The sequence below is a fragment of the Gordonia sp. PvP123 genome, from assembly GCF_040547295.1.
Classification (GTDB): Bacteria; Actinomycetota; Actinomycetes; order Mycobacteriales; family Mycobacteriaceae; genus Gordonia; species Gordonia terrae.
The window spans coordinates 257,474-270,453 of record NZ_JBEPPN010000009.1; the positions used below are offsets into that span (position 1 = coordinate 257,474).

11 protein-coding genes are annotated in these 12,980 nt (G+C 69.0%); 4 read left to right on the forward strand and 7 right to left on the reverse strand.

The window, feature by feature from the left end:
* The first annotated feature begins 23 nt into the window (after positions 1 to 23).
* The 3 genes from ABIC25_RS19075 to ABIC25_RS19085 are packed head-to-tail and all read left to right on the forward strand — an operon-like array spanning position 24 to position 4,422.
* Entirely contained in the window at positions 24 to 2,396 is a 2,373-nt protein-coding gene (locus ABIC25_RS19075) for a CaiB/BaiF CoA transferase family protein (protein WP_354562699.1), read from the forward strand.
* A gap of 12 nt (positions 2,397 to 2,408) precedes the next feature.
* Complete coding sequence (locus tag ABIC25_RS19080) at positions 2,409 to 3,395, forward strand: GNAT family N-acetyltransferase (RefSeq protein ID WP_239399455.1); 987 nt, start codon at positions 2,409 to 2,411, stop codon at positions 3,393 to 3,395.
* A gap of 46 nt (positions 3,396 to 3,441) precedes the next feature.
* Positions 3,442 to 4,422 (forward strand): PDR/VanB family oxidoreductase, encoded by a 981-nt coding sequence (locus ABIC25_RS19085; RefSeq protein ID WP_239399453.1) that lies wholly within the window; start codon positions 3,442 to 3,444, stop codon positions 4,420 to 4,422.
* A 53-nt stretch (positions 4,423 to 4,475) separates the two neighbouring features.
* On the opposite strand, the gene ABIC25_RS19090 is transcribed toward ABIC25_RS19085, so the two are convergent.
* Positions 4,476 to 5,135 (reverse strand): TetR family transcriptional regulator, encoded by a 660-nt coding sequence (locus ABIC25_RS19090; RefSeq protein WP_004023593.1) that lies wholly within the window; start codon positions 5,133 to 5,135, stop codon positions 4,476 to 4,478.
* A 300-nt stretch (positions 5,136 to 5,435) separates the two neighbouring features.
* Here ABIC25_RS19090 and ABIC25_RS19095 point away from each other — a divergent pair, with 300 nt between their 5' ends.
* A complete protein-coding gene (locus ABIC25_RS19095; protein ID WP_167550901.1) occupies positions 5,436 to 5,576 on the forward strand; it encodes a hypothetical protein in 141 nt (46 codons plus the stop codon).
* A gap of 15 nt (positions 5,577 to 5,591) precedes the next feature.
* On the opposite strand, the gene ABIC25_RS19100 is transcribed toward ABIC25_RS19095, so the two are convergent.
* The 6 genes from ABIC25_RS19100 to ABIC25_RS19125 form a co-directional block, all read right to left on the reverse strand.
* Positions 5,592 to 7,085 (reverse strand): sugar transferase, encoded by a 1,494-nt coding sequence (locus tag ABIC25_RS19100; protein WP_354562701.1) that lies wholly within the window; start codon positions 7,083 to 7,085, stop codon positions 5,592 to 5,594.
* A 132-nt stretch (positions 7,086 to 7,217) separates the two neighbouring features.
* Positions 7,218 to 7,886, reverse strand: a complete 669-nt coding sequence (locus tag ABIC25_RS19105) for a GAF domain-containing protein (protein ID WP_354562703.1) — start codon at positions 7,884 to 7,886, stop codon at positions 7,218 to 7,220.
* A 46-nt stretch (positions 7,887 to 7,932) separates the two neighbouring features.
* Positions 7,933 to 9,153 (reverse strand): lipase family protein, encoded by a 1,221-nt coding sequence (locus ABIC25_RS19110; RefSeq protein WP_354562704.1) that lies wholly within the window; start codon positions 9,151 to 9,153, stop codon positions 7,933 to 7,935.
* A complete protein-coding gene (locus ABIC25_RS19115) occupies positions 9,150 to 10,421 on the reverse strand; it encodes a hypothetical protein (protein ID WP_354562705.1) in 1,272 nt (423 codons plus the stop codon). The genes ABIC25_RS19110 and ABIC25_RS19115 overlap by 4 nt, the downstream gene beginning before the upstream one ends.
* On the reverse strand, positions 10,408 to 11,514 hold the full coding sequence (locus tag ABIC25_RS19120) for a glycosyltransferase (RefSeq protein WP_354562707.1): 1,107 nt from the start codon (positions 11,512 to 11,514) through the stop codon (positions 10,408 to 10,410). The genes ABIC25_RS19115 and ABIC25_RS19120 overlap by 14 nt, the downstream gene beginning before the upstream one ends.
* Entirely contained in the window at positions 11,504 to 12,880 is a 1,377-nt protein-coding gene (locus ABIC25_RS19125) for a YveK family protein (RefSeq protein WP_354562709.1), read from the reverse strand. Before ABIC25_RS19125 ends, ABIC25_RS19120 begins: the two co-directional genes overlap by 11 nt.
* Positions 12,881 to 12,980 lie beyond the last annotated feature (100 nt).

Genomic DNA, 12,980 nt, shown 5'->3' on the forward strand with positions numbered 1-12,980 from the left:
CAGAGAATCCCGACAGGAGTGACATGAGCGATCTGCCACTGTCCGGCGTCCGTGTCGTCGACGCAACCGACGGACTCGGCGAGTCGTGCGGCCGGTTCCTCGCGGACCTGGGTGCCGAGGTGGTGCGCGTCGAGCGTCCGGGCGGATCGCGGTCGCGACGCTCCGAGCCGATCGAGGCCGGCCTGAGCATTCCGTTCGCCCTCAACAACGCGAACAAGAATGTCGTCGTCCTCGACCTCGACACCGACTCCGGACGGCACCGATTCGGTGAGCTGGTCGCCGGGGCCGACATCGTCGTCGAGTCGTCCACCGGCAGCGCGGGTCTCGACCCGGCCGATCTCGCCGCCGCGCACCCGGCACTCGTCGTCCTCACCGTGAGCGGATTCGGTCGAACCGGCCCGTACCGGAACTGGACTGCCACCGAGTCGGTGATCTATGCGATGAGTGGTGTGCTGTCGCGCTCCGGCGAGCCCGGCCGCGAGCCGCTGCTCCCGCCGCCCGGACTCGTCGAACAGTCGGTCGGGGTGCATGCCGCGTGGTCGGCGCTCCTCGCCTACTTCGACCGGATCCGCACCGGAGCCGGGCAACTGGTCGAGATCTCGGCGTTCGAGTCGGTGGTCCACGGCTTCGACCCCGGCTTCGGCGTCCAGGGGTCCGCGGCGGCGGGTCGGCGCGACGACTTCCCGCGTGGGCGCCCCGATGCCGCGAACTTCTACCCCGTCCTTCGATGCGCGGACGGGCAGGTGCGGATCTGCCTGCTGGCCAAGCGTCAGTGGCGTGCGATGTTCGCGTGGCTCGGCGAACCCGACGAGTTCGCCGAGCCGGCCTTCGACACCATCCCGGCCCGGTTCGCCGCGGCAGACCGGCTGCATCCGTTGATCGAGCAGCTGTTCGCCGATCGGACCCGCGACGAACTGGTCGCCGAAGGGGCGGCCCGGGGCATCCCGATCGGCGGCGTCCTTCGCATCGGTGAGGTCCTCGACAACGACCATTTCGACGCGGCGGGGACCCTCGTCGACGCCGAGATCGGCCCGGGTGTCCGTGCGCGGATTCCCTCCGGATACGCGCGGATCGGCGGGCAGCGAGCCGGATTCCGTCATCGTGTTCCCGGCGTCGACGCCACGCAGGTGCCTGCCTGGTCACCGCGTACGGAGCCTCGGCAGACGTCGACGGATTGCGAGCCGCCCGGTAGCCACCCGTTCGCCGGCCTCCGCGTTCTCGATCTCGGCGTCGTCGTCTTCGGGGCCGAGCTCGGCAGGCAGTTCGCCGACCACGGCGCGGACGTCATCAAGGTCGAGAATCGCGAATTCCCCGACGGTCTGCGACAGTCGAAGCGCCCGAACACCCTGTCGCCGTCGGTCGCCTGGGGCCACCGGAACCGCCGATCGCTGGGACTGAACCTGCGGACCGATGGGGGCAAGGACCTCTTCCTCCGGCTCGCGTCAGAGGCGGACGTGGTCCTCGCCAATTTCAAGCCCGGCACCCTCAGTGCGATGGGCATCGGGTATGACGAACTCCGCGAGGTGAATCCGCGGATCATCGTCGCCGAGGGAAGCGCTTTCGGCAGCGTCGGTCCATGGAACACCAGGCTCGGGTATGGCCCGCTGGTCCGCGCGGCGTGCGGGGTGTCGTCGCTCTGGCGTTACTCCGACGACGATCCCGGTCTGTGTGACGGGTCCACCGTCTATCCCGACCACATCGGCGCGCAGGTCAGCGCTGTGACCGTTCTCGCGGCGCTGATCGCCCGGGGATCGCACGGGCGCGGCACCGACATCGAACTCGCCCAGGCCGATGCCGCGCTGGTCGCCCTCGGTGGTCAGCTGGCACGCGAATCGCTGTCGCCCGGATCCGTACGGGCCGAGGGCAACACCGATTCCTTCGCGGCGCCGTCGGGCGTGTACCCCTGTGCGGGCGATGACGAGTGGGTGGTGGTGTCGGTCCGCGACGACCACGAGTGGCGAGGCCTGGCCGCCGTCATCGGACGCGACGACCTCGCCGACGATCCCCGATTCGGGCGGCGCGCCGACCGCATCGAGAACCGCGCCGAGGCGGACAAGGTGCTCGCCGCATGGCTCGCCGAACGTACGCCGACCGAGGCGATGACACTCCTCCAGGAAGCGGGCGTACCCGCCGGCGCAATGCTCCGCCTCCCCGAACTGCTCACCGACCCACACCTTCTCGATCGCGATGCGTACACCCAGTTGGAGCACCCGATGTTGCCGGCGTCGCTGCCGACCGCGGTGCGGGTCGCCCGTTTCGGATCGATACCCGACGCGCCGTTGCGTCCGGCCCCGCTGCCCGGTGCCGACACCCACGAGATCGCGGTCGGGGTCCTGGGACTCACCGATGACGAGTACAGCCGACTCGTCGACGACGGGGTCCTCCAGCCCGCTTGACAGGAGTGCACAGTGATCACCTACGAATGGCGCCCGGAGCTGACCGGTGCCGAACTCGACGAAGTCCTCCAACTCGTCCAGGACGCAGCGGAATACGACGAAGAGGCCGGATTCTCGTCCATCGACGCCGACACCGTCCGAGAAGTCGGTGGCGCCACCGGGACCGTTGCGCATCTGCCGATCAAGGCCCGGCGCGATCTCAGCCCGCTCGACGACGTCCCGTTGGTGATCGTGGCCTACCTTCATCTGTCGGTCGCCGCCGATGGGGTGGGCACGGTGTCGTACGTCGTCCATCCCGACTACCGTTCGCGCGGGATCACGACCCTGCTGGTGGAAGAGGTCGGCCTCGACGTGGTCGGTGAGGGCGGCTGGGAACGCACCGGAGCCAACGCACTTCGCTGCTGGGCGTACGCCACCCATCCGGCGTCGGGCAGACTGACGCGACGATTCGGCATCCCCGCGGTGAGCAGGCAGTGGACCCTGGCCCGGCACCTGGCCGGTCCGTTCGCACTGCCTCTCGACGAGACCGAGGTCGCGGACGGGGTCACCCTCGGTGACCCGCACGACCACGTCGCCGACGACCCCGCCATCGCACAGGTTGTGGCGGCCGCGGACCTCCCTGAACGACATCACGACCGGGTGACCGCGGACCTCCGCCGTGGTGGCGGGACCGTCATCGACGCGCGCGACGAGAACGGCGTCGTCCTCGGATTCGTCTGGTACACCACCGAACACCGGATGCACCTCGAGCTGCGGACCGCACTCGTCCATGCGCTTGTGCTGTCCGAGAAGGCACGCGGTCTCGGACTCGGGGCGACGCTGCTGACGGCGGCGCTGGCGCGGCAACGCGATGCCGGGATCCAGGTCTCCCAGTTGCGGATCGATCCGGACGATGCCGGTGCGGTGCGCATGTGCCGCCTGCTCGCCTTCGAGCAGGAGGACGTGCACTCCTGCTACCAGGTCGGAACAAGTACGAGCCCGCCGCCGGCGTTCCGATGAACGCGGCCGCGCCTGGTGACAATCGTTGTGAGAATGGGAAATCCGAATGAGTGAGCCTGTGACCGCCACCGAGTTCCTCGACGATGCCAAGTTGCAGATCGCCGACAAACAGGTGGAGGCCGATGGGGTCGTGTCGCTCACTCTCGTCGACCCGGACGGGAATCCGCTTCCCGCATGGGAACCCGGCGCGCACCTGGATCTCATCCTGGGACCCGATCTGATCCGTCAGTATTCGTTGTGCGGCGAGGTGACCGATCGGGACCGGCTGCGCGTCGCGGTGCTGCGTGAGCCTGCCGGCCGCGGTGGATCGTCGCGGGTCCACGACGAACTCACCGTGGGAGAGCTGATCGCGGTCAAGGGGCCGCGCAACAACTTTCCGCTCGTGGATGCGCCGGCCTATCTCTTCGTCGCGGGTGGGATCGGGATCACCCCACTGAAGCCGATGATCGACGAGGTGCACGCGCGGGGTGCGGACTGGACGTTGCTCTACGGCGGCCGTACCGCGGCCGGGATGGCTTTCGGCGAGGCGCTGGCGCAACAACATCCCGAGCATGTCGCGCTACGACCCCAGGACGAATACGGACTCCTGGATCTCGCTCGGGCCGTCGCCGAGGTCCCGGCCGGAACTGCCGTCTACTGCTGCGGACCGGAACCGCTTCTCGTCGCAATCGAGGAGGTCTGCCGCAGCCGGTCGGACATCGAACTCCACGTCGAGCGATTCGCCCCCAAAGTAGTTGCGCAGGATGGTGAATCAACCGCCGAGGCGTTCGAGGTGGTACTCGAGCAGAGCGGGCGGAGCGTCACGGTGCCGGCCGACAAGTCGGTGCTCGACGCGCTGCTCGACGACGGTATCGATGTCGACTTCTCCTGCCGGGAAGGCACCTGCGGCACCTGTGAACAGGTTGTGCTCGACGGCGTGCCGGACCATCGCGACTCGGTGCTGTCCGAGGACGAGCAGGCTGCGAACGACTGCATGATGGTGTGCGTGTCCCGGAGCTGCACACCGAGGCTCGTACTCGATCTGTGATCGTCGAACGGTGCTGGGCGAGGGGCGGGTGTCACGGCGCCCCTCGACTCCGGTCATCCCGCGGCGGCGGGCTCCGCATCCGGTGCAGGCAGATCGTGATCACGGATGATCCCGTGCAGAAAGCTGCGCACGATCCCCTCGAAGAGCTGGCGCTGGGTGAGATCGTTGCTCGAGAGTGCCTGAGCGAGAAGAGGCTGCGACTCCGCGGAGACATTCGGGAAGATCGCCGACTTGGGGCGCGGCGGGCGCATGGCTTCCATCAGGACCGCGCCGATCGACAGGGTCTCCATCCCGTCGAGGATGCGGACGTGCAGATCCACCGGAACGCCGGAATCCAGCAGGAACTGCGCGGTGTCCTCGTAGGTCGACGTGAAGAGATCACGCGGGAGATGCTGCAGCAGGACCGGGGCGGCGTTGCGATGGCGCAGGATCGACTGCCGGAAATTCAGCGCCAGCGCCACGAAGAACTCGGGCCAGTCGGGTCCGGGGTTCATCCGCGGTCGCCGGACGGCGGTGCCCGCGATGTAGCGGGCGACCTCGGTGAGGATCTCGTTCTTGTCGTCGAAATGGTGATAGAGCGACGGCGCGCGGACCCCGAGGTGTTTCGCGAGCCGCGGCAGGCTGAACGCCTCGAGTCCCTCGGAGTCGATGATCTCGATGGACGCCATCACGGCCGCCTTGCGGCTGATCAACGGCTTGGACGGCCGTGCCATGTCCCACCTCTCCACGCTGCCTGAACGGACCTAACAAGAGTAGTTTCAGGCGCGATGGATGTCCATGCGGGCCTACCGAATCGGTGCCCGTACCGGCTCGCGGCCCGCGGGGTCGGACATGCGGTTGTCGCTCGATCCGGGGATGGGCGAGCCGCGTTGCCGGAAAATCAGTGGCGCCGAGAGGCGCCCTCACGCCACCATGAGCGGGCCATCGCGTCCACCGATGCCCAGCCGGCATCCACCGCACGTGATCGACGAAAGGTCAGCCCACACAGCACATTCCAGCGTCAGGAGGTCGACATGACCGCACTACTACTCGCGATCGTCAGCGGCATCATCCTGCTCGCCGTTGTCGTCCGCACACTCATCGTCACCGTCCGGGACGACCGGGGTCGCGTCCCGTATCGCGCAGCGTATGACACGCGGCGCCCGTCACCCTGAGGGTGCGGACTCGACTCACTCCGCCTTCTTGAGCACCGCGAGCACGGTCAGGAGGAGGATCTTGACGTCGAGCCACAGCGACCAGTTCTCGATGTAATAGTTGTCCCACTCGGCGCGGTCGGCGATGGAGGTCTGACCGCGGAGGCCGTGCACCTGCGCCCACCCGGTGACACCGGCTTTCACGCGGTGACGTTCGCCGTACCGTCGGATCTGCACGTCGAACAGCGAGACGTACTCCGGACGCTCGGGTCGTGGACCGACGAGGCTCATGTCCCCGCGGATCACGTTGAGCAACTGAGGCAATTCGTCCATCGACGTCGACCGCATGATCTTGCCGATCTTGGTGCGGCGGTCGACGCCTTCGACGCCGCCGGGTGCACTGCCCTCGGTGGGCCGGAACTTCTCCGCGTCGGGATCCTCGGGTCGCATCGACCTGAACTTCAGGCAGTCGAACACCCGCGCGTTGCGCCCCACCCGCGGTTGCGCGAAGAAGATCGGCCCGGGGGAGCTCAACCGGACCAACAGCATGAGTGTGAGGAACAGCGGCGAGATCGCCGCCAGGATCAGGGCTCCGACCACGCGGTCCCCGATGTGTTTGGTGCGGAACTGCCACCCGCGCGGGTTGGTGTGCGGAACCGACATCAGGGGAAGTCCGCCGATGTGGTCGACCCGGCTGCGGCGGCCGACGACGTCGAACATCCGCGGCACGATCCACACCTTGACGCCGTGCCGATGGGCGATGCGGACGGCGGCCGTGAGCCTCTCCACATTGGTGACCGCGAACGCCACCACCAGGACCTCGGCTTTCGTGGCCCGGATCGCGTCGTCGAGCTCATCCACCCCGCCCAGCTGTGCGATCTCGTTGGTGGGACCCTCGTCCCGATCGGCGCGGGGCGGTGCGCCGGCCGCCAGGATGCCCACCGGCCGGAGGCCGTGCTCCGGGGCAGACACCATGCGGCCCACGACCTGTGCGGTGATCGGCCCGTCGCCGATGATCAGCGTCGGGGACAGCAGGTGGCCGTTCTTGCGCAGGTTCCGCTGGATGATGTCGCGGATCAGACGACCGAACGGAACCCAGAACAGCGCCGACACCCACACCTTGGTGACCGCGGCGCCGGGTCTGTCGTCGGAGTAGGAGAGAAGTAGCGAGCACAGCAGGATCATCGCGGCGATCGTGCACCCGGTCATGACCCGGCCGACCTCGTCGAGGAAGCGGCGGTTCAGCCCTCGGCGGTACACGCCGCGCACCGAGAAGATGACCACCAGGATCGGGACGAACAGGACCAGCGTCCACAGCGGGGGGTTCGCGCCGCTGCCGCTGTTCACCCACCAGATCCCCATCGCCACTGCGATCGCCGCGGAGACCACGTCGATCGACACGGTCACCATCGTGCTCAGGGGATCGTCGCGGATCAGCTCGTGGAAGGTGCGCCGGCCGCTGGGCGGCGCGGACACCGGGGCACGCGTCGTCGTCTGCGGGATCTCGGCCTGCGATACACGGGTCGACAAGTCCACTCCATCCGAAGAACAGCCCCCCGCTCCCGAAGATTGTAGGTGCACCCGAGGGGCTCGTGTGGGCCTACCGGGCACGTGTCGAGCACCGAATGCTCACTACCAGGTCACGGGGCTGCCCAGCCGGGGTCAGCGTCCGAAGATGAGTTCCTGGACCAGGATCGAGAGATCGGACATGAGCTGGACCTCGGACGAGGACCAGTGGTGCGGTTCGGAATCCCAGGCGCAGAACGTGCCGATGACATGTCCGTCCTCGTCGGCGAGCGGGATGCCCAGGTAGGAGGTGACCTCACCGCTGACGGCGGTCGGATGATCGGCGAGCAGCGCATGGTCGGCGATGTCGTCGATGATCAGCGGTGAACCGCTCACGACCGGCAGGACACACAGGGAGTTGACCAGCGTTCGGGTGCTGGGCCCATCAGGGTCTCCCGAGCGGAACGCGATGGCTGCGGTCGCCTGCTCCTCCGGGGTGATGAGATTGACCGCGACGTGCGGAACCCCCACGGCGTCGATCGTGAGCCTGATCGTCTCGTCGAGATCGTGGGTGGGTGGGTCGTCGAGGAGCCCGCTGTCCTTGAGGGCGCGCATGCGCTCGGGATCGGCCAGGATGGCGCGCAGAGATCTCGCCATCTCGGGATTGCGTCCGCGGACCGCCTCGAGTACGGCGAGCAGTCCGGCCTCGGATGAAGTGTCGAAGAGTGCGGCCAGTTGTTCGGCATCCGGGGCCGTCGCGGACTCGGGAGCGGGGGCGTCGACGGGGCTCACCGTGTTCTCACCGTCTTCGGGGCTCACACTCATCCTCGCTCCTCTCGCTGCCTGGGCCGGCCGGGCACACGCTCACGACTCACGCGCAGGTGTTCGGCGGTCGTCGTCCTGATCGCACGGCCTTGACCCAGTCGGTCGCCGCCGAGCCGATGTCGAGTATGCCGTGCGGCTGATTGCGGACCCTGATCGCAGTGATCACATCACCCAGGCGGCACCCTCGGTCGATGGCCGCCGCTGTCCACGGGGCGGGGATGACGTCGTCCGAATCACTGTAGGCCACCAGCATCGGAGCCGAGGCCCGGCCGGTAGGGAGACTCACGTCCCGTAGCCAGCGTCGCAACCGGTCGGTGGCCGCGTCGTCGACGGGCCGATAGTCCTCGGGTCGAGTTTCTTCGACAACGGCCTGCTTCTGCACGATCGCGTCGTCGTTGCACTCGAGGAACACCCCGAAGGCCTCGAGCAGGGGCCCGTGCACATAGTCGTCGATGATGAGTTCGGGATGCTTCGCCTTCAATCCGGTCAGCACCAGCGGCAGGAAGGCGATCTGTTCGGGCGTGAGGGTCCCGGCGGCCATCGCGTCGGCCAGGGGCGCGACGTCGAGCGCGGGACTCATGCTCACCGTCCCCTGCAGGCGCAGGCCACGTCCGTAGGTGTCGGCGATCTCGTTGGCGTGAAAGATCGCGTGCCCGCCCTGCGAGACCCCGAAGCCCCACCATCGGTCGCTGGTGCCGTCGACGACCGCCCGGGTCGCCCGGACCGAATCGATGATGTTGTTCGCCGCCGGCGCCGGGTCGAGGTAACGGTGGGGTCCCGGCGTGCCCAGTCCTTGGTAATCGGTCTGCACGACGACGAACCCCTGCTCGAGCAACGACGCGATGAGCTCGACGGTGCCCAGCAGGTTGCCGTAGAGCGACGGTGCGCAGTTGCCCGCGGTGCCCGTCGTCGGGTGACCGACCGCGAGGATCTCCCACCCACCCGCCGGTGCCCGTCCGCGCGGCACGAACACGGCCGCCGAGACCGGAACCAGCTCGCCGCCGGCCGGATCGGTGGACAGATAGCGGAACCGCACGGTGCGGTCGACGATGCGCCGCAGCGCGATGTAGGCGTCGGTCGGCATGGGGTCGCCGACGAGGTCGCCTGCCGACGCCCCGGGGGGTGCCGCGAAGTCCGACGACGTGCCGTCGGAGGACCCGGGCCCGGAGGGCGATGAGCAGGCGGCGGCGAGCAGGACGGTGACGAGGAGGAGGGCCACGAGCGCGGGAGTGGACAAGCGCCCGGCGCGCCGCGACGTCACCCTCATGACCGCGTGAGCAGCTGATCCAGCAGGGACACCGGATCCTCACAGAGATGATCGAGGGCCGCCTCGATCACCGGACGCCCGACGAAGTCGCTGCAGAACGTCGTGGTGAAGCTGCGTGAACCGTCGATCTCGCTGACGAGCATGCTCGCCGCATCAGGACCGTCCGGTTCGACGTAGGCGAAGAGGTGGTGCGATGCCGACGCGGGCTCCCACGGAAGGTCGCCGAAGATCCCGATCCGACCCAGATCGCTGACCGACAGTCGTAACCGGTCGGGCACATCGGTGCGGGATGGCGCCGTCTCCGCGCCCGACGTCGGCGGGCGTAACCGCGCCCGCAATTCACCGGCGGCCAAGATCGCTGCGGGCCAACCCGACTCGGCGACCGCGCGAATCCGGTCCCCGATCTCGGTCGGCGTCGCGTTGGGCGGGAAACGCAGCGGGATGCCCACTGCGAAGTTCCCGTGGTCCTCGGCATGCTCGGCGTCGAGATAACGGCGGCAGTCGAACAGGATCTGGGTGCGGTCGTCGAGCGAGACCCCCTGGGCGGACAGCGCGGCGCGCCACAGTGCGACGGTCACGGCCGCCGACGACATCCGGACGCCCGTGTCGGCGATCGCACGCTTGAGTTCGGCCGTCTGACCCGGACGCATCGCGGCCGTGACGGCGCAGCGGGTGGAGTGCCAGTCGTCGATCGTGCGCCTCGGCGCCTCGGTGGTCGATGCCGCGTTGTCGGCGCGCAGACGCGCGATCTCGCGGAGACGGCGCGGATGCCGCAGCACATGCCGACGCAGGGCCCGCCACGCCGCGTCGGACGGCAACGACCGTTCGAATCGTTCGGTCATCGGGAAGTCGTGACGGCTGGCGACGCCGGCGATTTGCTCGACGCCGAGTCGGCCGTCACCCATCCCGTGGGTGTGGTCGATGACCAGCCACTGTCCGCACACCAGCACCTCGAGCCGGGGAAGCGGTTCGGGGCGGTTGCGCAGGCGTGTCATGAGGTCGCCGACCGGCAGATCGGCGAGGTCGAGACGCTCGACGACCTCGGGACGGGTCTCGACGTCGTGCCTCCAGCTCGCCGACGCCGGGTCGGGGACGAGGGTGAGTCGCGACGCAGGCGTCCACGCCCGGGTCAGTCGCGTACGGACGACCTCGAGGTCCAGCGGTGCCATCGGACCGGTCACCGAGATCGTGCGGGAGGTGGCCAGCGCACGGTCCAGGACGGATGCGCGCTGTACTCCGGCTGGCCGGGATTCCCTAGAGCGCAGCATCAACGACCTCACGCATCTCGTCGCGGAACCGTTCGCGCCGGAATCGTTCGGCCCAGGACCGGATCTCGGAGCGGTCGAAGTCGTCGACGGCGAAGTCGCGTAACGAGGCCGCCAGTCGTTCGACGATCTCGTCGTCGGTACCCGGCTCGATGAGCACGCCGGTCGATCCGGGTACGACGGTGTCGAGCGCGCCGCCCTCCCCGAGTGCGATGACGGGGGTACCGGTGGCCATCGCCTCGACGGGCACGATGCCGAAGTCCTCGATACCCGGCATCAGGACGGCCCGTGCGCTGCGATGCAGGTTCAGCAGGGTGTCGTGCGGGACCCGGCCGAGGAAAGTCGTCTTCGGCCCGGCGAGTCCACGGCACTGGTCCATTGCCCGGCCGTCCCCGGCGACGACGAGCCGGACGTCGGCGCGGGCGGCGGCCGCGATGGCGAGGTCGGGCCGCTTGTACGGGACCAGCCGGCCGGCCAGGAGATAGAAGTCCTCGCGCGGCACCGCCGGATCGGGGGTGAAGCCGTCGAGGTCGACCGGCGGGTGCACGACGACCGAGTCGCGGCCCCACTGCTCGCGGATGCGTTCGGCGACCGCCGAGGAGTTCGCGACGACCGTGTGGAGGCGGGGAGCGGCGCCGACCTCGCAGCGCCGGGCGACCACCGACAGAGCCGACAGGATCGCGGCTCCGGCGGCGCCACCTCCTTCTCCGGCCCGCAGCGTCGGGTCCCACGCCCAGCGGGCCGGGCTGTGCACGTAGGCGATGACGGGGGCCTTCGTCGCGTGTACGGCCTGGGTGGCGAAGGCATGATGACTGGTGACGACCGCGTCGGCATCCCGCAGCGGCATCCGCCGGAATGCCAACGGCATCAACGGGAGCAGCGGCGCGTAGCTGCGCTCACCGAGCAGGCGATACGCACGATTCAGCGACGAGGTGATCGGCGGGTCGGTCAGCCCGGCCGGGATACCCGAGGTCCGGGCGATCGGCGCATGCACCTCGACGCGCGGCCACGTGGCGGCCAATTGTTCGACGACGTGCTCGGATCCGGCTATCTCCGTGAGTCGTTCGTGAACGACGGCGATGCGGTCAGCGGGCATTGCTGCCCACGTCTCCCGGCGCGGCCCGGAACCGGTCCGGATCGGGCGGGCTGATGTCGCGATCATCGTGCGGTACAGCAGGTGTCATGGGTTCGGCGGCCTCGGTTCTGGTGGCGGTCGTGTCCCCGGCACTCTCGACGGGGATCACGTCTGCGGAGGTGGACAGGGCAGGCGCGAGAGGCTGCTTTCCCGTGCGCTGCACGATCAGATGCCGGGTCGACCCGATGGTCGCGAGCTGCGACAGGGCCTGTTCGGCGGCCTTGCGATCGCGCCCCGACGTCGACACGACGACGACCGCGAGCGCGAGATCGCCCGGGTCGACGTGCTGCCACCAGGCCCCGGTGAGGGGGTGCCGGTCGACGCGCAGACGATGTCCGGTCGCCGTGTCGTCCGTGGGTGGGACGAGATCGGTGATCAGGCGATCGGCGTCGACATGCTCACCCGTGAGGATCACCGCGGTCTGTGCACGGCGATGGCGTTGCGCGAACGCGGGCAGCAGAGTCGACGGCAACGCCGGTTCACCGCGCCGTCCGTAGGTGAGGTGCGCGCCGTACCGATGGGCGGCGCGGCGGGCCCAGATCGGATTCGGCCTGCGACCGACCCGCCCGCGGAACAGTACGAGCAGTTCGGCCGCGACGATCGTCGCGGCGATCCCGGCGACCGCAGCCTCCTGAGCGGGCTTGGGGCTGACGGGGACCTCGCTCACCGTTGGCGCCGCGAGGATCGTGAGCGTGTCCGACGACGAGTTCTGCAGGCGGGTGAGCTGCGAGTCGAGATCGGCGAGCGTGGCGTCGGATTCGACCTTGGCGTCACTGCGGTCGGGCAGTGCGCGGTTGCGGACCCGCTCGGCGGTCACCTGCGCGCGCAACTGGTCGATCTGCCGGGTGATGTCGCGTGCGTGGGTGGACAGGGATGCGGCGGAGATGGCGGTGACCATCGCGCGGGCCACGTCCTCGGCCTGCCGGCTCGTCGGCGCCGTGGCGGTGACATCCATCAGCGTGGGTGCCGTTCCCGGTGTCGTGGTGACGTGCGAACTCAACTCGCCGGCGGTCCAGCCCGTGTCCACCTGCGTCAGCACCTGCTGCAGGACGTTCTCGTCGGTGGACAGCGCCACGAACGGCGCGCGCAGCTGTTCGACGAAGGCGTCGCCGGGGATGATCGTGCCGGCCGGCGTGATCTCGGCGACGACCGTGGCCGAATACTCCTTCGGGACCAGCGCGGTCCGCAGCGCGAACACCGACGCACCGACGATGATGCCGATCAGGATCGCCGGGAGGGCGACACGGGCGAGATCACGGAAGTGTCCGAACAGGTCTACCGAGGGCGGCGCATCGCGTCGCCCGGCGGCATCGAAGCTGGAGGTCACGCGCGTATCTCCTGTGGTGTCGGATGCCCCCCGACCATCCCCGGACAATGCAGTGCTCGATCAGCTGTCAGTTCACCATAACCAACGATGTCGGCGACGG

Bases quoted from the DNA above. Each gene is read 5' to 3' on its own strand.
- ABIC25_RS19120 (WP_354562707.1), bottom strand. From the start codon at position 11,514: ATGCCCGCTGACCGCATCGCCGTCGTTCACGAACGACTCACGGAGATA.
- ABIC25_RS19110 (WP_354562704.1), bottom strand. From the start codon at position 9,153: ATGAGGGTGACGTCGCGGCGCGCCGGGCGCTTGTCCACTCCCGCGCTC.
- ABIC25_RS19095 (WP_167550901.1), top strand. From the start codon at position 5,436: ATGACCGCACTACTACTCGCGATCGTCAGCGGCATCATCCTGCTCGCC.
- ABIC25_RS19075 (WP_354562699.1), top strand. From the start codon at position 24: ATGAGCGATCTGCCACTGTCCGGCGTCCGTGTCGTCGACGCAACCGAC.
- ABIC25_RS19085 (WP_239399453.1), top strand. From the start codon at position 3,442: ATGAGTGAGCCTGTGACCGCCACCGAGTTCCTCGACGATGCCAAGTTG.
- ABIC25_RS19090 (WP_004023593.1), bottom strand. From the start codon at position 5,135: ATGGCACGGCCGTCCAAGCCGTTGATCAGCCGCAAGGCGGCCGTGATG.
- ABIC25_RS19105 (WP_354562703.1), bottom strand. From the start codon at position 7,886: ATGAGTGTGAGCCCCGAAGACGGTGAGAACACGGTGAGCCCCGTCGAC.
- ABIC25_RS19115 (WP_354562705.1), bottom strand. From the start codon at position 10,421: ATGCTGCGCTCTAGGGAATCCCGGCCAGCCGGAGTACAGCGCGCATCC.